This is a genomic window from Streptomyces sp. NPDC059009, from assembly GCF_042740175.1.
In the GTDB taxonomy this organism is placed as follows: Bacteria; Actinomycetota; Actinomycetes; order Streptomycetales; family Streptomycetaceae; genus Streptomyces.
The window spans coordinates 121470-140125 of record NZ_JBHYJB010000019.1 but is presented as its reverse complement, the minus strand read 5'-3'; the positions used below and the strand labels follow the sequence as shown (position 1 = coordinate 140125).

Here is an 18656-nt window from a genome sequence, read left to right as displayed (position 1 = left end):
TGAACGTCCCCGGGGCCGCCCGTAGGTAGGGCTAACCCCCCGGAGAAGACGCCGGGTTGCCTCACTGCACAGGGGCCTGTGCACAGACGACTGTGTACGCATGGCAGAGGAACCCGAGGAATCCAGGAAGCCCGGGGCGCCCCAGGAGCTCCACGACCTGGCCACGCTCAAGGCGCTCGCACAGCCGCGGCGGCAGCAGATGCTGCAGCACCTCACGGTGCACGGCCCCGTCACCTCCGCGACCCTCGCCCGCGCCCTCGGCCTCAACACCGGTGCCACCAGCTACCACTTGAGGGAGCTCGCCCGGTACGGCTTCGTCGAGGAGACGAGCGGACCTGAGCCTGAGCCCGGGACCGTTCTTGGACCCGGGCGTGGGCGGGAGCGCTGGTGGCGTGCCGTGCCCGGCGACCGCAGGTTCCCGCCGCGCAGTCGGCAGAGCCCCGAAGTGCGGCTCGTCATGGACGAGTTGAACCAGCAGTCGTACGCCGCCGACCTGGAGCTCTTCACGCGGCTCCAGCGCGAGGCGGACCACGCGGCAGAGGGAGGCGCGGGCGCCGAGGCGGACGCCGGGTCCGATGAATGGGTCGACGCCTTCCCGTACTCGCGCGGCACCATCCGTCTGAACCTGCCCGAACTCCGCGCGTTCTTCGAGGAGTACATCGCCCTCCTCAACCGCTACCGGCGCCCCGACGCCGAGACCCCCGCGGACGCGCGCACCGTCCTGACCCGCTTCCTCGCCTTCCCCGCGCCCGCCCCCACCCCTGACGACAACAGAAAAGGCACGGACCCCTCATGATGCTGCGCTACGCCCTGCAGACCGTCCGTGACCGCAAAGGCGGCTTCCTGGGGGCCTTTCTCGCCCTGATGTGTGCGGCCGCCCTCATCACCGCCTGCGGCACGCTCCTGGAGACCGGCCTTCGCGGCACCATCCGCACCGAGCGCTACGCCGCCGCCCCGGTGATCGTCTCCGCCGACCAGAACGTCCACCGGACCACCGTCAAGCACAAGAAGGGCAAGACCAAGGTCAAGCACAAGGCCAAGCCGATCGCCGAGCGCGCCTGGCTGTCCGCGGGTCTCGCCGAGCGGATCAGGGACGTGCCGGGCGTCTACGGCGTCGTGCCCGAACTCACCTTCCTCGCCCAGCCGTTGAGCCCGGCCGCCGACGACGCGGACCGGCCCGCGTACGGGCACGCCTGGAGCTCGGCCGCTCTCACCCCCTTCCGTCTCGTCGACGGCGCGGCCCCGCGCGCGGCCACCGACCTCGTCGTCGACCGGGCTCTCGCCGACCGCGCCCACCTCGCGCCGGGCGACCGCCTCACCGTCCAGTCCACGCAGGCCCCGCGCAGCTACCGGATCAGCGGCATCGCGGCCCCCGGCCAGCAGGGCGGCCGAAGCGGCGGCCTCGCACACCAGACCTCCCTCTTCTTCTCCACCGCCGAGGCCCAGCGCCTCGCCGCCCGCCCCGGCCAGGTCACCGCACTCGCCGTGCTCCCGGCCAAGGGTGTCGACGCCGACCGCCTCAAGGGCGCCGTCAAGGAGGCCCTCTCCGGCACGCCCAACGGCAAGACGGCGCAGGTCAGTTCCGGTGCCGGCCGTGGTGCCGTCGAGTTCCTGGACGCTGCGGACGCGCGCGTGCGGCTCATCAGCATGGGCGGCGCGATGGGCGGCACCTCCCTCGCGGTCGCCGTCCTCGTGGTGATCGGCACCTTCGCCCTCTCCATCCAGCAGCGCCACCGCGAACTCGCCCTGCTGCGGGCCATCGCCGCCACACCGAAGCAGATCCGTCGCCTCCTCGGCCGCGAGGCCCTGATCGTCGGCGCGGCCGCCGGGGCCGCCGGAGCGCTCGCCGGACTCCCGCTCGGCGGCTGGCTGTTCGGCCGGTTCGTCGACCGGGGCGTGGTGCCCGCGACCGTCGAACGCACGGGCGGCGTCTTCCCCGCGCTCGCCGCCGTCGCCGCGACGCTGCTCGGGGCCTGGGCCGCCGCCCGCCTCTCGGCCCGCCGCATCGCCCGGATCCGCCCGGCCGAGGCCCTGGCCGAGGCGCGGGTCGAGCGCACCCGGCTCTCCTGGGGGCGCCTGGTCGCCGGTCTCGTCTTCCTCGCCGGGGGCGTCGTCCTCGTGGCCGTGCTCGGCATCCTGCACACCGAGCCCGCGTCGACTCCCGTGACCTTCCTGGCCGTTGTGGTCCTCGCCTGCGCCGTCTCGCTGCTCGGCCCGCTCGTCGTGCGGGGCGCGGCGGGGCTCCTGCGGGGCCCGCTGCGCGGTGCCGGACCCGGCGGGAAGCTCGCGCACGCCAACCTGCGCGGCAACGCGGCCCGGATGGCCGCCGTCGTCACCCCGCTCGCCCTCCTGACCGGTATGACCTGCACCGTGCTGTTCGTCCAGCCCACCCTCGACCACGCCGCGCGCACCCAGGCCCGCGACGGCGTCCGCGCCGACTGGGTGCTCGCCGCCCAGGGCCCCGGCGTCCCCGCGGCGGCGGCCCGGACCCTCCGTACGGCCGAAGGCGTCGACGCGGTCACCGAGGTCGTCCGCACGACCGTGCGCGTCGGGCTCGACAAGTTCCCGGCGCAGGGCGTCACCCCCACCGGCCTCAGCCGCACCTGGGACCCCGACGTCACCGCGGGCTCGCTCGCATCCTTCAAGAAGGGCAGCGTCGCCGTCAGTGAGGTCGCCGCCGACCAGCTGGGCCTGAAGCCCGGCGCCACGGTCAAGCTCACGCTCGGCGACGGCACCCCGGCCACCGTGAAGGTCGCCGCCGTCTACGCGCGCGGGCTCGGCTTCGGGGATCTCACCCTGCCGCACGACCTGGTCGCCCGGCACGTCGACAACCCCCTCGCCGCCACGGTCCTCGTCAAGAGCGACCGCGACCGGGCTCAACTCGCGGGGGATCTGCGGCAGTTCCCGGGCCTGCGGGTCCTCGCCCCGGCCGCCGCCGACGAGCTCCAGGCCGAGGGCCGCCAGGCCAACGCCGAGGTGAACCTCCTCGCGATGAGCCTCGTCCTGGCCTTCACGGCGATCGCCGTCGTCAACACCCTCGCGATGTCGGTCTCCGAGCGCGTCCGCGAGTTCGCGCTGCTGCGCCTGGTAGGAGCCCGGCGCCGCCAGGTCCTGCGGATGCTGCGCATCGAGGCGCTGTCGGTCCTGTGCGTCGCCGTCGCGCTCGGCAGCGGCATCGCGCTCGCCGTCCTGTCCGCGTTCAGCCTCGGCATGACGGGCAGCGCGGCCCCTACGGTCCTGCCCCTGGCGTACGTCGCCGTGGTCGCCGTCGCGGGCCTGCTCACCCTGACGGCCACCGCGCTCCCCGGCCGGGTGGCCCTGAAGCCGCGCCCGGTCACGGTGGCAACCGCCAAGGAGTAGACGGGTAAGGGTCAGCACGCAGTGGTGGGCGCCCCTTACCGAGCGGGAAAGGGGCGCCCACGCGCGCGTGCCCGGGTACGCACACACCGGGAGGCGGGTCTACGTTCGCGTCTCAGGCAGCCTGCACAGGGAGCCCCGCCGCCTTCCATGCCTGGAACCCGCCGACGAGGTCGGTGGCATGCCGCAGGCCCAACTGCCGCAAGGAGGCTGCCGCGAGGCTCGACGCGTACCCCTCGTTGCAGATCACGACGATCCGCAGGTCATGGCTGACGGCTTCGGAGGCACGGTGGCTGCCCTGGGGGTCCAGGCGCCACTCGAGCTCGTTCCGCTCGACGACGAGCGCCCCGGGGATCAGCCCGTCGCGCTCGCGCAGCGCGGCGTACCGGATGTCGACAAGGAGACCTCCGTCCCGGAAGACGCCGTACGCCTCCTGGGGGCCGATCCGGTCGAGGCCGCTCCGGACCCGCTCCAGCAACTCGTCGATGCCGACCGGGCGTTCACCCTCGGCCTGATGCCCGCTCGCTCCCCGTTCTGCGCTCACTGCCAGTCCTCCGGGCGCTCCACGGACTCGAGGCGCAGCACGGGCCCCGTACGGCTGTAGCGGCGGATCTGGGGCAGCGGCGGGTAGTACGCGTGCACCGACACCGCGTGCTCGGTCGTGGACTCGTTCAGCACCTCGTGGACGTGGTTCCGGCCGAACGCCCGGCCCTGGCCCGCCGCCAACTGCCGCTCGCGGTCCACCCCTTCGGAGAGCTCCAGGGTCTTCCAGCCGTCCGTGGGCAGCCGGGCGGCGAGCGAGCGCTCCCTGAGCGTGCCCGCGGCCGTGGTGAAGGCGCCGACCGACTCGGCGTGGTCGTGCCAGCCGGTGCCGGTGCCCGGCGGCCAGCCGATCAGCCACGCCTCGCTGCCCGCGGGGCCTTCGAGACGGATCCAGGTGCGCCCCTCGGGGTCGAGCGGCAGCGAGGCGACCAGCTCGGGGTCGGCGGCGGTGCGGCGGACGTAGTCGAGGAGCTCGGCGGGGGAGGGGCCCGGGGCGGGGGAGCCGGAGCCCGCGCGGGCCGTAGTCGTAGTGGCAGAGGCAGCAGAGGTGGCGGCGGTGGTGCTGGGAGTGGGAGAGACAGACATCAGTACCGTCCTGGAGTTCGCGAAGGGTCCGCGTCGACGGCACGGGCGGCGGCGCGCGGGCGAGGCGGCCGCGGCGTCCGTGACGGGGAAGCGGAGGGTCCGCGTCGAGGTACGCGGGATCACCAGCGGGGATCACCGTGTCCTGGAGCGGAGGCGCGCGCCCGTCACCGCGAGGCGGGAGGGCGCGACCGGGAAGCGCTGCGAATTCAGCAGGAGGGGCGACACACGCAGCCCGCATAGCGGACGAGGTCCATATGGACCCTCCGCCACAGGCGCACATCGGTGTCGGTCACGTTCCGGAGTAGACCATGGGCGGCCTGACCGGTCAACTCACGCTATGGAGCGGTTGAACGACTGGTGCCCAGCTCGCTACGGGTGCCACTGCCGCCACCGTCTTCGCCGCTGTCGACGCCTCCGGTTCCACCGGGCTCCTTCCCGGGCCCCTCTCCGTGAGCCCCCGCCTTCCGCCGCGGCACCGCCCCGCCCAGGGCCGCCTCCGCCGCCGCGTACAGCTCGGCCGGGCGCACCCCGGCCAGCGCCGTGACGAGGTGCCCGTCCGGCCGGACGAGCAGCACCGAGTGGGCGGCCGCCCCCGGGTAGCTCTCCGCGACGAGGAGCTCGGCGGGGTGCGGCAGGGCCGAGACCGCGGCCGCGAGCCGGGGCATCAGCCCGGCCTTCATCCAGTGCCGCCGCTCCCACACCACCGTGCCGGGCGCCACCAGGACGACGAGCAGCTGCCCGAGGCCGAGCCGGTCCCGCAGCCGCACGAACTCTCCGTCCGGGGCGGTCACCTGCACGTCGACGACCGGAGCCCCGGGCTCCGTGTCCGTCGCCACCTCCGACTCGGAGCGCGGAGGCGCCAGCGGTGAATCGGTGTACGCCCCCGGCGCACCGAGCGGCCCGCGCCCCACATGGCCGTCGGTGAGGAGCATGTCGTGGCCGCGCGCGCTCCCCGGCACGTACGAGCGGAGCCCGCCGCTGCCGCGCAGTATCGGCAGCGACTGGTCGGCGGCGCGCAGCCGCGCGGCCACCCCGGCCCGCCGCTCCTCCTGGTAGCTGTCCAGCAGTGCCTCGCGGGGCCCGTGGTGCCAGGCGAGCGCCAGCTTCCAGGAGAGGTTGTCCGCGTCCCGCAGCCCCTCGTCGAGCCCCTGGGTGCCGAGCGCGCCGAGCAGGTGCGCGGCGTCACCGGCGAGGAAGGCCCGGCCCACCCGCCAGCGGCGCGCGAGACGGTGGTGCACCGTGTGGACGCCGGTGTCGAGGAGCTCGTACGGGGGCGTGGAGCCGCCGCACCAGCCCGCGAGGGTCTCGCGGATGCGGGCCACCAGGGCGTCGGGCGTCACCAGCTCGCCGCGCGGCGGCAGCAGCCAGTCGAGCCGCCACACCCCGTCGGCGAGCGGACGCCCCGTCACCTCGGCGCCGCCGCCCGGCCACGGGGGCATCCGGTGCAGCAACGCCTCGCCGGGCCACGGCAGTTCGGTGCGCAGCGCCGCCACGGCGTGCCGCTCCACCGCCGTACGGCCCGCGAAGCGGATGTCGAGGAGCTTGCGCACGGTCGAGCGGGGACCGTCGCAGCCCACCAGGTAACTCCCGCGCCACCACGTGTCCTTGGGCCCGCGCGTGTGGGCGGTGAGGCCGGAGGCGTCCTCCTCCAGGGAGTCGAGCCTGCTGTCCACGGCGACCTTGACCAGCCGCTCGTGGCTGATGGCCTCGCGCAGGGCCCCGGTCAGGACGTGCTGCGGCACATGGAGCGGCGGTGGCGTCTCGTCACTGAACGTGAGGTGGCGCATGAGCTGCTTGCGGCGCAGCGAGCGCCAGGCGGTCCACCGCGCGCCCGACTCCGTGTCCCCGAACGAGTGACCGGCGAGCCGCTCCACGAAGGCCGCGGTGTCCTCTCTCAGGACGACGGTCCGCGCGGGACGCTGCTCGTCCTTGCCCGGCCCTTCGTCGAGCACGACGGTGGGGACGGAGTTGCGGGCGAGCGCGAGGGAGAGGGCGAGGCCCACGGGGCCCGCGCCGACGACGATCACCGGGTCCACGGCGCGCGTCCCCCTGCCCGGCGGTGCGTGTGGGGCGCCTGATGCGTCGTACAGGCAGGGACAGTTGGGGGAGGGTGCGCGATCACAGAACGTATGCAACCCATTGCCGGTTCTTGCGTCAAGTGACGACGACAGCGGTCAGGCCCCGCGTCATGGTGCGACGTGGGGCCTGACCGTGCGATGACGCCCGGGCTTCGGCGTGCTGCCCGACGGTGCGTCAGTTCGTCTTGGTGGGTGGCTCGTCGGGGCCGGTGGGCCTGGCCGGGCCCGCCGCGGGTCCCGCGGCGGCGTCGAGCACGCCCGGCGCCTCGGCCGGTTCGACGGCCCCGGCGACCACGATGCCGGTCTTGGCGCGACGGCCCCGCTTCTCGATCCAGGTGGCGAGCCCGGAGAGGGCCAGACACATCGCCACGTAGATGGCGCCGACGACGATGACGACCGGAACGTACGGGTTCTCGTCGTTGACGATCGTGTTGTTGGCGAGCTTCCGCGCCGTGTTCAGGAGCTCTTGGTTGTAGGTGATGATGTAGCCGAGCGACGTGTCCTTCAGGGTGACGACCAGCTGGCTGATGATGGTCGGCAGCATCGCGCGGACGGCCTGCGGCAGTTGGAGGGTCGTCATCACCTGGGACTTGCGCAGACCCAGGGCGTACGCCGCCTCCACCTGGCCGCGCGGCACAGCGTTGACGCCCGCCCTGAGGATCTCGGCCTGGACGCAGCCGTTGTAGACCGTCAGACCGATCACCAGCGCCCAGAACTCCGGGTTCTCGCCGACGACGCCCAGGTTCTCCTTGTAGGTGAGGAAGACCACCCACAGGGTGTAGATCGTGATCAGGAGCGGGACGGCGCGGAACAGCTCGATGAAGCCGGTGACGATCGCGCTGAGCCAACGGCGGTCGGAGAGCCGTCCGATGGCCAGCAGCGAACCGAACGCCATCGAGAGCACGCCCGCCACCGCGAAGACCTTCAGCGTGGTCAGGACACCGGTGCGGATCCGGGCCTGGACATCGGCGTAGTTGAAGATGTCCCACATCTCCGGCGCCAGCCAGCCGCCGTCGTAGAGCCGGTAGACCGCGAAGCCGATCAGGCCGAGCACCAGGAGCGAGCCGACGATGCTGTAGACGACGTTCCGCGCGCGGGCCTTGGGGCCGGGGGAGTCGAAGAGGACGCTCGAACTCATCGTGCGACCTCCATGCGTCGCTCGAGCAGCCGGAACAGACCGCTGATGGTGAACGTGATGATCAGGTAGCCGGCGGCGACGAAGAGGAAGATCGGGACGATCGCGAAGCCCTTGTCGCTGAGCAGCTTCTGCACGCCGAACAGCTCGCTGACACTGAACGCACCGGCGATGGCCGAGTTCTTGGTCAGCGCGATGAAGATGGAGCTCAGCGGCGGCAGGACGGTCCGGGTGGCCTGCGGCAGGACGATCAGGGTCAGCGTCTGGGAGAACGTCATGCCCAGGGAGCGCGCCGCCTCGGCCTGGCCCAGGGGAACCGTGTTGATGCCGGAGCGCACCGCCTCGGCGACGAAGGCCGAGGTGTAGAAGCCGAGCGCGAGCAGGGCCTTGGTCCAGGGGGAGAGCCCCGGCATGAAGATCTCGGGCACGACGAACCAGGCGACCAGGAACAGCAGCGTGAGCGGCGTGTTCCGGAAGAGCGTGACCCAAGCGGTGCCGAAGATCCGCAGCGGCGGCACGGGCGAGACCCGGAAGGCGGCGATGATCACGCCGATGACCATGGCCAGCGCCCCGCTGGCCAGGGTCAGCAGGATCGTTCCTATGAACCCTTCGCGGAACTCCGATAGATGGTCAGTCAGTACATTCACGGGGCAGTCCTCGTGGGCGGCAGCGGGCGGGCAGCGGGGAGGCACGCCCCGTGCGCGCCGCGAGGGGGTGCGCACGGGGCCGGTCAGCGTGCTGCCGGTGGATCAGGCAGGCCAGGTGACCTGGCGGGTCCAGTGACCGGACCGGTCACTGGACCGGTCCGGTCGACTGACCAGGTGGGACGCGGGCTTCGGCGTCAGTAGCGCTCGAGCGCCGGCGGCTCGGAGTACGGCGAGCCGGACAGGCCGAGCGTCGCCTCGTACGCCTTCTTGTAGTCGCCGTTCTTCTGGTGCGCCTCGATGGCGTCGGAGACCGCCTTGCGCAGGGCCTTGTCGTCCTTGTTCATGCCGACGCCGTAGGGCTCCTTGGTGAACGGCTTGCCGACGACCTTGAGCTTGGACGGCCGCTGGGCGGCGTAGCCCTTGAGGATCGCGTCGTCGGTGGTGACCGCGTCGACCTCGTCGTTCAGGAGCTGCTGCACGCACTCGGAGTACTTGGCGAGCTCGACGGTCTTGGCGCCGTACTTCGGCTTCTTGATCTCCTGGAGCGGAGTGGAGCCGACGATCGAGCAGACCTTCTTGCCCTTGACCGAGTCGGGGCCCGTGATGGACTTGTCGTCCTTGCGGACCAGGAGGTCGGCGCCGGCCATGAAGTACGGGCCCGCGAAGCCGACCTGCTTCTTGCGCTCGTCGTTGATCGTGTACGTGCCCACGTACAGGTCGACCTGGCCCTTGGAGATGGAGGTCTCGCGGACACCGGAGTCGACCGTCTTGAACTTGATCTGGTCGGGCTTGAAGCCGAGGTCGGCCGCGACCATCTTGGCGATCTCGATGTCGAAGCCGGAGCGCTTGCCGCCGCTGTCCTCGAAGCCCAGGTACGGCTGGTCGTCCTTGGCGCCGAAGACGATCTGGCCGTCCTTCTGCGCCTTCTTCAGGGTCGCCGAGTCGAGCTTCACACCGGTCTTGACCTTGTACTCCGGCAGCTTCGGGGCGTTCTTGCCGCCCGGGCTCTCGGGCTTGTCACCGGCCTCACCGGACTTGCCGCCACAGGCCGTGGCGGTCAGGGCGAGCGCGGCGATCGTCGCCGCGACGGCGGCTGACTTGCGGAGCTTCATGGTGAACATCCTTTGTTCTCAACAGGGTTCGGATCGACGCTCGGCTCCGGAGCGATGCTGCCCCGGCACGGGCGTCCTGCGTCAGTGGTGAAGGATCTTCGACAGGAAGTCCTTGGCCCGGTCGCTGCGGGGGTTGCTGAAGAACTGGTCCGGCGTGGCCGACTCGACGATCCGGCCGTCCGCCATGAAGACCACACGGTTGGCCGCGGAGCGGGCGAAGCCCATCTCGTGCGTGACGACGACCATCGTCATGCCGTCGCGGGCGAGCTGCTGCATCACCTCGAGGACCTCGTTGATCATCTCCGGGTCGAGCGCCGACGTGGGCTCGTCGAAGAGCATGACCTTCGGGTCCATCGCCAACGCCCGGGCGATCGCGACGCGTTGCTGCTGGCCGCCGGAGAGCTGCGCGGGGTACTTGTCGGCCTGGGTGCCGACGCCCACGCGGTCCAGCAGGGCGCGGGCCTTCTTCTCCGCCTCCGCCTTGCCTGTTTTGCGCACCTTGACCTGGCCCAGCATCACGTTCTCGAGCACGGTCTTGTGCGCGAAGAGGTTGAACGACTGGAAGACCATGCCGACGTCGGCGCGCAGCCGGGCGAGCTCCTTGCCCTCCTGGGGCAGCGGCCTGCCGTCGATCGCGATGGCACCCGAATCAACCGTCTCCAGGCGGTTGATGGTGCGGCACAGTGTCGACTTGCCCGACCCGGAGGGGCCGATCACGACGACGACTTCGCCACGGGCGATGGTCAGGTCGATGTCCTGGAGGACATGCAGCGCGCCGAAGTGCTTGTTGACGTTCTTCAGCACGACCAGATCGGCCGCCGCGGGTATGGCGTCCTTGGTCACCGATGGTTCGGTCACGGCTTGTTGCTCCATCCTCCTCGGTTGGGAGGACAGTAATAACGCAGTGCGACCAGCGTCATTACATCTGAGGGGAAATTGAGCATAACGATCCGGCCGCAACCGGACACTATGCGTGAAGGGGACGCCCGGTCCGCGTACCGGCTGCATAACGGAACGTGTCCGTGACCCGAACCCCCTTGACGAGATCCTTCTCGATCGGCGTGGATGCCTTGGTGCGCGCACGCGCACGGCCCCGGCATGCCGATCCGACATGCCGGACCGACGTACCGATGAGAAACGCGCACGCGCGCGCGTACCGGCTGCTGGAAAGCGGGTACGGAACGACCGATGAACCGGAGGGGGCCCGCATGAGACTGCTTCTCGTCGAGGACGACGACCATGTGGCGGCCGCCCTGTCCGCGGTCCTGGCCCGGCACGGCTTCGAGGTCAAGCACGCGCGCAGCGGCGAGGAGGCCCTCCAGGCGCTGCTGCCCGCCGACACGAAGCCCTTCGGAGTCGTGCTCCTCGACCTCGGCCTGCCCGACCAGGACGGCTACGAGGTGTGCGGCAAGATCCGCAAGCGCACCGCGACCCCCGTGATCATGGTGACGGCCCGCGCCGACGTGCGCTCCCGGATCCACGGCCTGAACCTGGGCGCCGACGACTACGTGGTGAAGCCGTACGACACGGGCGAGCTCATCGCCCGGATCCACGCGGTGATCCGGCGCCCCGCCGCCGAGGCCGCCACCTCCGCGGCCCCCGCCGACAACGAGCTGATACTCGGCAGCGTACGCATCGAACTGCCCACCCGGCAGGTCAGCGTGGACGGTTCAGTTGTCCAACTGACCCGCAAGGAGTTCGACTTGCTCGCGCTGCTGGCCCAGCGGCCCGGAGTGGTGTTCCGCCGGGAACAGATCATCAGCGAGGTCTGGCGCACCAGTTGGGAGGGGACGGGCCGCACGCTGGAGGTGCATGTGGCGTCCCTGCGGGCCAAGCTGCACATGCCCGCCCTCATCGAGACCGTACGCGGCGTCGGCTACCGGCTCGTCGCTCCGGCGTCGTAGCGGGCCCGGGTGCGCTCTCGCCTCCTCCCGCTGCTCATCGTCCTCATGGCGGGCGTGCTGCTCGCGCTCGGCTTCCCGCTCGCCGTGAGCGTGGCCGGGGCGCAGCAGCAGAAGGTCGTCGTCGACCGCATCGACGACACGGCTCGGTTCGCCTCGCTCGCGCAGTTCGTCACCAAGCGCTCGGCCGGGCCCATCGACATCGTCCAGGACGAGCGGCGCGACACGCTCCTGAAGGAACTCGCGTCCTACTACAAGGTGTACGGGATCAGAGCGGGCGTCTTCTACCGGGACACCGTGCCGATGGCGAACGCCCCGGGCGACTGGTACCTGCCCCGCGCGGGTGCGACGCGGGAAGCCTTCGAGGAGGCCCTCACCTCGCGCGGGAGCCACGATCCGCCGCAGGTCTGGCCGTGGCAGGAGGGGCGGCTCGTGGTGGCGTCCCCGGTGATCAGGGACGGCGACGTCATCGCCGTCGTCGTCACCGACTCGCCCACCGGCCACATGCGGTCGAAGACGCTGCGCGGCTGGCTGCTGATCGCCGCGGGCGAGTCGGCGGCCATGCTGCTCGCCGTGGGCGCCGCGCTGCGCCTCACCGGCTGGGTGCTGCGGCCCGTACGGATCCTCGACGCCACCACCCACGACATCGCCACCGGCAGCCTCAAGTCGCGCGTCGCGGCCGCCGGCGGACCCCCGGAACTGCAGCGCCTGGCCCGGTCGTTCAACGAGATGGCCGACAACGTCCAGGACGTCCTGGAGCAGCAGCGCGCCTTCGTCGCCGACGCCTCCCACCAGCTGCGCAACCCCCTGTCCGCCCTGCTCCTGCGCATCGAGCTGCTCGCCCTCGAACTGCCGGAGGGCAACGAGGAGATCGCGTCCGTACGGACGGAGGGCAAGCGCCTCGCCCAGGTCCTCGACGACCTGCTCGACCTGGCCCTCGCCGAGCACTCCACCGGCGACCTGCGCCTCACCGACGTGGGGGAGCTCGCGGCCGAGCGGGTCGAGGCGTGGCGGGCCCTGGCCGAGGAGCGCGGGGTGCGCCTGACGGGAGTGTGCCCGGCGACCACCGGCTGGGCGGACCCGGTCGCCCTGTCCAGCGCCCTGGACGCGGTGATCGACAACGCCCTGAAGTTCACGCCCGAGGGCGAGGAGGTGCGGGTCACGGTCGCCTCGAACGGCGCGCAGTCCACCGTCGAGGTGAGCGACCGCGGCCCCGGCCTCACGGCGGACGAGCTCGCCCGCGTCGGCGACCGCTTCTGGCGCAGCACCCGCCACCAGAACATCAAGGGTTCGGGGCTCGGCCTCTCCATCTCGCGGGCGCTGCTCGCGGCGGGCGGGGGCAGCATCGCGTACGCGCGGAACGAGCCGCACGGACTGACGGTGACGGTGGGGGTGCCGCGGACGGGGCCTGCGGAGTGAGGCTGCGCCGGCCGAGCCGGGACGGTGGGCTCAGGGCTTGACCGACTCGTAGTAGCGCCGGGCGCCCCGGTGCAGTTCGAGCGGGTCCGTGTACAACGCCGTGCGCAGGTCGACCAGTTGGGCCGCGTGCACCTGGCGGCCGATGTGGTCGCGGCTGTCGATCACGGTGCGGGTGAGGCGCTCGGTGAGCTCGGAGTCGGTCCGGTCCGTGGTGACCAGGAGGTTGGCCACGGCGAGGGTGCGCACGGCGGTGCCCCGCTGGGCGCGGGGGTAGGCGTCCGCGGGCATCACGGCGGCCCGGTAGTAGCGGGACGCGCCGCCCTGCCGGTGCAGCGCCCTGACGAGGTTGCCGAGCGGGACGAGGCGGACGTCGAACTGCTCCGAGAGCTGGAGCACCGTGTTGGTGGGCAGGCCGCCCGACCAGAAGAACGCGTCGATGTCGCCGTTCTGGAGGAGCTGGGGGGCGGTGTCGATGCCGTTGTCGAACGCCTTGATGTCCGTACCGAGGCCGAGGCCCGCCGCCTGCAGCACCCGGTCCGCGATGAGCCGGACCCCGGAGCCCTTCTGGCCCACGGCGACCTTCCTGCCGCGCAGGTCGGCGGCCGACCTGATGTCCGAGGAGCGGCGCACGACGAGCTGGACGTAGTCGTCGTACAGGCGCGCACAGCCCTGCAGGCGGCGCGCGCCCGGCCGGTGATCGATGCGGTACTTGGCCACGGCGTCGGCGGCCGCGATCGTGAAGTCGGCCTTCCCGGTGGCCACGCGCGAGACGTTCTCCCACGACCCCTTGCTGTTGTGGAGGCGGACGTCGACCCCGGGCATGTCCCGGTCGGCGGCCGTCCGCAGGAGGTTGCCGTAGCGCTCGTAGACCCCGCTCTTGACGCCCGTGCTGAACCGCATCTCGCCGGTCGGGGAGTCGTCGCGCGGAGGCAGCAGCCACCACACCAGCAACCCGAACACCACGAGGGCCGCGGCCGCGCCCTGGAGAGCGCGGCGCCTGCTGATGCGGGGAAGTGCGGGGAACATGCGCGCGATCCTGCCAGCTCACGCGCCGTGGTGACCAGGGTCGGGCTCACACTGAGGTGATCAGGGCCGGGCCCGGACTGAACCGGGCGGCCCGCGGCTCCGTATGTAGGGGTGGGGAACAACGGGGCAGGGGGGCGGGGGAAAGCCGCATTCGAGCACGGTGGGCCTTTCGGCATGCCCGGAAATTCTGCGCGAATTACTTTTCTCCGTTGTGTGCTGCGTGCTTGGCGCGATGTACAGGCCGGGAATTAATGCCCAATGTTCAAAAGCCGTGGACTCGTCAATATGTGGATGCTCGCATTCCTTCGTTGACATTTGAATGCGGCACCTTCCATGCTGTGCGTGGGTCGGTGAGCAAGCCACTGGCAATTCACCCGCCCGAGGCGTCACAGAAACGCCGCCCGCATGGGACCCGGGGACTCATCGATTCACTTGCGGTGTGGAAATGGCGCCTGCCTCCCTGCATTACGCCCCATTCAATTGCGAGCGTCGGAAAGGAGGGAACCCTCATGACGAAGATGTCGATCCGCAAGGCCGGTCCGATCCGCCTGACCACGGCCTGTTACTACGCCTGCGCCGAGCAGTGACCCGCCCCGGTCGGAGCCGGACTCCCCGGCGGGGGGTCCGGCTCCGATCCCGCCCACGCAGAGAGGCACGCCGGATGAGCGTGACCGTTCCGGGCGGCCGCACGGTCCGCCTGCATCCCCTCACGATGGTGGCCGAGGACGACGGCGTCATGGTCGGCCGGCCGGACATCGGCTCGTACGCGGTCTTCCCCGAGGAGGGCGCCGAGGTCCTGCGCATGCTCGGCACCGGGTCGTCGATCGCCGAGGTCGCGGCCTGGTACGAGCGGACCTGCGGCCAGCAGCTCGACATGGACGACCTCCTCGAGGCCCTCGAGGAACTGCAGTTCCTGCGCGCCGACCGGCCCGGTCCCGGCGAGCCCGGCTCCGGCGGCCCGTCCGGCACCGCGGACCCGTCCGGCGTCGGGCCCACGGCGCCCCTGCGCTGGCAGCGGCTCGGTGCCGCCGCCTTCTCGCGGGTCGCCTGGGTGGTCTACGGGGCGCTGACGGCGGCCGCGGTCGTGGCCATGGTGCGCGCGCCCGAACTCCGCCCCTCCTACCGCCATCTGTTCTTCACGGACTATCTTTCACTCATCCCCATTTCGCTGTTCGGGGCCGCTATTCCGTGCATTCTGATCCATGAGGGATTCCATGCCCTCGCCGGGCGCAGGCTGGGACTTCCCTCGACCCTCGGGATCGGCCGGCGGCTCTACTATCTGGTCGCGGAGACCCGGCTCGATTCACTGCTCAGCGTCGAGCGGCGCAAAAGGTATCTGCCTTTTCTTGCGGGCATGGTGGCCGATGTCGTCCTGGTCGCGGCCCTGACGCTGTTGTCGGTCGCACTCGACGAACCCGGCATTCCCGGCTGGGTCCACAAACTCTGTCTGGCCGTCGCCTTCACCTGTGTGATGCGGCTGATCTGGCAGTTCATGTTCTATCTGGAGACCGACCTCTATTACGTCGTGACCAACGCCATGCGGTGCACGAACCTGCAGAACGCCGGCCGGTTCCACGTGCGCAGGCAGGTCCACCGGCTGCTGCGCCGCCCGCCCCCGCGCCCGGACACCGAGTGGTCCGAGCGGGACCGGGCCATGGCGCGCTGGTACACGCCCTTCCTTGTCGCCGGTTACGGATTCTCGCTCGCCTGCCTCGCCTGGGCGGCCATCCCGACCGCCTGGCACTTCTGGTCGATGGCCATCGGCCGCTTCGCCGACGCCGACACCCCGGCCACCGGCTTCCTCGACGCGGCCGGCTTCGTCCTCCTCACCTCGCTGGAGATCGGCCTGCTGATCTACGTGACGGTGCGGGACCGACGGGCCAAGAACCGCGCAGAGCGCCGCACCCGCAAGGCCGCCACAGCCACCAGCCCCGACGCGCACTCATCCGAAGGAGCACCCACATGACCTCGTCAGCTGACGCAGCCGCACCCCGCCACCACTGGGCCGCCCCGGCCCCCCTGGACGCGTACGCCGCCACCAGCAACGGCGCCCTGCCGCAGCCACCCCGGCCCCACCTGGAGGTGCCCTGTCACCGCAGGCTGCGCGGCCCCTACACCGGAGCGGGCCGGCTGCTGCGCCGCGTGGTGCCCGAACTCGTCGAGCGGCACCCGGAGTTGGTGGCCGAGCGGGCGCCCTCGATCACGGCCGTCGCGCCGGACCTCACGCCGCTCGTGCCCGCGCCGCCGCAGACCCTCACCAACCAGGCCGACCGCAAGGAGCGCACCCGCTTCTACCCCGCGACCCGCGCACCGCGCCTCGCCCACGGCGTCACCGAACTCCTCCTGGACTGGGCCCGGGTCCTGCACCCCGACGGGGTCGTCGTGGCCTTCCGCGACCTGGACGCCGCCGACCCCACCGACCGCGACCTGGTGGACATCCTGCTGCGCCGCGCGGACCCGGCCGTGCTCACCGTGGTCGCGGACAGCTCGGGCACCGCCGACGACGCGCTCGGCCGCCGCCTGCGCACCCACACCGCCCGCTCCGCCGGACTGCCGCGCCCCGCCCCGGAGCCGCCCCGGAGCGGCGACCTGGCCCAGCTCTTCATCGACACCGACGGCACCAGCGCCGAACCGGCCCTCCTGGAGGCGTACGCCGCCCTGTCCCCGGGTGAGCGGGCCCGCCGCCACACCGCCCGCGCCGCCGAGCTCGCCGCCCTCGACGAGCCCGGGGTGCGCCTCGGCGCGATCCCGTACCACCTGGAGCACGGCAGCGACCCCCAGGGCGCCGGGGTCGACGCCCTCCGTGAGGCCCTCAACCTCAGCTTCGCCATGGGCTTCTACGAGGCCGTGGTGGACCTCGCCCAGCGCGGCCGCCGACTGGCCCCCAGCACCGAACGCCCCGACCCCTACTGGCACTTCACGCACCGCCTCGCGGCCTGCCTCTGCTACCTGGGCCGCGGCCACGACGCCATCGGCTACCTCCAGGAGATACGCCGGGGCTCCCTCACGACCGACCTCCACATGGGCGCCGCCTACCTCCTCGCGATGCTCTACACCCGCTTCCTGCCCAAGGAGGACCACGACGAGGACATCGCCCTCGCCTGGGTCAACACCGCGATCTGCATCGCCGACGCGCACCCCAACCCGGGGCGCCGCATTCTCGTACGGTCGTTCATGCGCAACGCCCGCGCCCTGGTCGAGCTGCACCGCGCCAACCCCGAGGGCGCCCTGGCCCTCGTCAACGAGGCGATGGCCCTCACCGACGCCGACTTCGCCCCGCACGAGCAGCTCCTGCACCGCTCCGTGCTGCTCTACAACCGCGCCCAGGTCCTCGGCGCCGGAGGGGACCACCTCGCCTCTCTGATCGACTACGACGAGGTGATCCGCCGCGACCCCGACTACGGCGACTACTACTTCGAACGCGCGGCCCAGCACCGCGCGCTCGGCCACCACCCGGAGGCCCTCACCGACTACGCCACCGCGATCCGCCTCACCCCGCCCTTCCACGAGGCCCACTTCAACCGCGCGGACCTGCTCCGCGAACTGGGCGAGGACGACGCGGCCCTGCGCGACCTCGACTACGCCCTGGAAGTCGAACCCGACCACATGGAGTCCCTCATCAGCCGGGCCGACCTCTACATGGAGCGCGGTGAGACCGAGCGGGCCCGCGCCGACATCGACAGGGGGCTCGGCCTCGACCCGGACAACGCACCGCTCCTGGCCGCCCGGGGCGCGCTCCTCGCCGACTCCGGAGACACCGAGGCCGCCTACGAGAGCTACACCGCGGCCCTGCGCCGGGCACCGACCTACGTCGCCGCCTGGGCCAACCGCGCCGTCCTCGCGTACACCACGGGGCGGCCCGTACAGGCGGTGGGCGACCTCTCCGAAGCGCTGCGGCTCACCGAGGACGGCGACGACACGGCCCTGCGCGCCAACCGGGCCATCGCGCTCCAGGACATCGGCGACCACGCCCGCGCCGTCGAGGACCTCGACCGTGCGCTCGCCGGATCCGACGGGACCGACCCCGACCTCCTCTACCGGCGCGGGGTCAGCCGGCACGCCCTCGCCGACATCGAGGGGGCGCTCGCGGACTGGCGCGCCCACCTCGCGGCCTTCGGGCCCGGCGAGATGTCGCCGCACGCCGAGGAGATCAGGGCGCGGGCCGGGGACCTGGTGGCCGCGGTCCGCGGGGAGGGAGCGGCGTGACGGAGGTGCTGTCCGCCGCCGACGAGGTGGCGCAGGAGGCCGGGGAGGCGGCACGGGAGGTGAGCGACGTGGCGCAGGAAGCGGGTGCGGTGGCACCGGCAGCGGGTGCGGGCGCGGTCCCGCAGGAAGCGGTCGTGGTGGCGCCCGAGCTGCTGCGCTCGGTCCTGCGCCACCACGCCAAGGGCGTCGCCGTGATCACCGCGGGCGCCGAGCAGCCGGTCGGCTTCTGCGCCACCTCCCTGGCCTCGCTCTCGCTCGACCCGCCGCTGGTGTCCTTCACCGTCGGGCTGCGCTCCTCGTCCTGGCCGACGGTGCGCGCGGCGCCGCACGTCATGGTCCACCTGCTCGCCGAGGGACAGGAGGAGCTCGCCCGCACCTTCGGCGGCGCGGGGGCGCCGAAGTTCGGCCACGGCACCCGCTGGCACCGCGGCGCCCACGGACTGCCGGTCCTCGACGACGTGCTCGCCTGGCTGGCCGTCGAGCCCCTCAGCCACCTCCCGGCCGGCGACCACGCGCTGGTCGTCGGCCGGGTGGTCACGGCCCGCAGCGTCACGGCGGGCGCGCCGCTGGTCCACCACGACGGCGCCTTCGTGGGCCTGGCGGTCGGTGCCCCGGAGGTATTCAGCCGAGGAACGTGATCGGAGCCC

The 18656-nt window shown here is 72.1% G+C and carries 16 protein-coding genes; 7 read left to right on the top strand and 9 right to left on the bottom strand.

What is annotated here, in order from left to right; translation table 11 throughout:
* Window positions 1-100 precede the first annotated feature (100 nt).
* Both ACFWYM_RS20490 and ACFWYM_RS20485 read left to right on the top strand, forming a co-directional pair.
* Window positions 101-796, top strand: a complete 696-nt coding sequence (locus ACFWYM_RS20490) for an ArsR/SmtB family transcription factor (protein WP_384838755.1) — start codon at window positions 101-103, stop codon at window positions 794-796.
* Complete coding sequence (locus tag ACFWYM_RS20485; RefSeq protein WP_384838752.1) at window positions 793-3360, top strand: FtsX-like permease family protein; 2568 nt, start codon at window positions 793-795, stop codon at window positions 3358-3360. Before ACFWYM_RS20490 ends, ACFWYM_RS20485 begins: the two co-directional genes overlap by 4 nt.
* A 112-nt stretch (window positions 3361-3472) precedes the next feature.
* Here ACFWYM_RS20485 and ACFWYM_RS20480 read toward each other — a convergent pair whose 3' ends face one another.
* From ACFWYM_RS20480 to ACFWYM_RS20445, 8 genes are all read right to left on the bottom strand, one after another.
* A complete protein-coding gene (locus tag ACFWYM_RS20480) occupies window positions 3473-3901 on the bottom strand; it encodes a rhodanese-like domain-containing protein (RefSeq protein ID WP_384838749.1) in 429 nt (142 codons plus the stop codon).
* Window positions 3898-4485, bottom strand: coding sequence for a cysteine dioxygenase (locus tag ACFWYM_RS20475; RefSeq protein WP_384838746.1), 588 nt, complete (start codon window positions 4483-4485; stop codon window positions 3898-3900). Before ACFWYM_RS20475 ends, ACFWYM_RS20480 begins: the two co-directional genes overlap by 4 nt.
* A gap of 206 nt (window positions 4486-4691) precedes the next feature.
* Entirely contained in the window at window positions 4692-4763 is a 72-nt protein-coding gene (locus tag ACFWYM_RS20470) for a putative leader peptide (RefSeq protein ID WP_309544753.1), read from the bottom strand.
* Between the two features lie 57 nt (window positions 4764-4820).
* A complete protein-coding gene (locus tag ACFWYM_RS20465; RefSeq protein ID WP_384838743.1) occupies window positions 4821-6521 on the bottom strand; it encodes an FAD-dependent monooxygenase in 1701 nt (566 codons plus the stop codon).
* Between the two features lie 217 nt (window positions 6522-6738).
* Window positions 6739-7701 (bottom strand): amino acid ABC transporter permease, encoded by a 963-nt coding sequence (locus ACFWYM_RS20460; protein ID WP_384838740.1) that lies wholly within the window; start codon window positions 7699-7701, stop codon window positions 6739-6741.
* Window positions 7698-8345, bottom strand: a complete 648-nt coding sequence (locus ACFWYM_RS20455; RefSeq protein ID WP_384838737.1) for an amino acid ABC transporter permease — start codon at window positions 8343-8345, stop codon at window positions 7698-7700. The genes ACFWYM_RS20460 and ACFWYM_RS20455 overlap by 4 nt, the downstream gene beginning before the upstream one ends.
* Window positions 8346-8539: 194 nt before the next feature.
* Complete coding sequence (locus ACFWYM_RS20450; protein WP_384838734.1) at window positions 8540-9457, bottom strand: glutamate ABC transporter substrate-binding protein; 918 nt, start codon at window positions 9455-9457, stop codon at window positions 8540-8542.
* Window positions 9458-9538: 81 nt separating this feature from the next.
* Complete coding sequence (locus ACFWYM_RS20445; RefSeq protein WP_384838731.1) at window positions 9539-10315, bottom strand: amino acid ABC transporter ATP-binding protein; 777 nt, start codon at window positions 10313-10315, stop codon at window positions 9539-9541.
* 350 nt (window positions 10316-10665) lie between these two features.
* On the opposite strand from ACFWYM_RS20445, the gene ACFWYM_RS20440 reads away from it, so the two are divergent.
* A complete protein-coding gene (locus tag ACFWYM_RS20440; protein WP_384838728.1) occupies window positions 10666-11361 on the top strand; it encodes a response regulator transcription factor in 696 nt (231 codons plus the stop codon).
* A gap of 9 nt (window positions 11362-11370) precedes the next feature.
* Window positions 11371-12777, top strand: a complete 1407-nt coding sequence (locus ACFWYM_RS20435; protein ID WP_384838726.1) for a sensor histidine kinase — start codon at window positions 11371-11373, stop codon at window positions 12775-12777.
* 30 nt (window positions 12778-12807) lie between these two features.
* On the opposite strand, the gene ACFWYM_RS20430 is transcribed toward ACFWYM_RS20435, so the two are convergent.
* Entirely contained in the window at window positions 12808-13803 is a 996-nt protein-coding gene (locus ACFWYM_RS20430) for a TAXI family TRAP transporter solute-binding subunit (protein ID WP_384838723.1), read from the bottom strand.
* A gap of 661 nt (window positions 13804-14464) precedes the next feature.
* Between ACFWYM_RS20430 and ACFWYM_RS20425 the strand changes: the two genes are divergently transcribed.
* From ACFWYM_RS20425 to ACFWYM_RS20415, 3 genes are read left to right on the top strand one after another with little or no spacing between them, the layout of a single operon-like run.
* Complete coding sequence (locus ACFWYM_RS20425) at window positions 14465-15769, top strand: hypothetical protein (protein ID WP_384838720.1); 1305 nt, start codon at window positions 14465-14467, stop codon at window positions 15767-15769.
* Window positions 15766-18009, top strand: a complete 2244-nt coding sequence (locus ACFWYM_RS20420) for a tetratricopeptide repeat protein (RefSeq protein ID WP_384838717.1) — start codon at window positions 15766-15768, stop codon at window positions 18007-18009. Before ACFWYM_RS20425 ends, ACFWYM_RS20420 begins: the two co-directional genes overlap by 4 nt.
* On the top strand, window positions 18006-18647 hold the full coding sequence (locus tag ACFWYM_RS20415) for a flavin reductase family protein (RefSeq protein WP_384838714.1): 642 nt from the start codon (window positions 18006-18008) through the stop codon (window positions 18645-18647). The genes ACFWYM_RS20420 and ACFWYM_RS20415 overlap by 4 nt, the downstream gene beginning before the upstream one ends.
* Window positions 18648-18656: the final 9 nt, after the last annotated feature.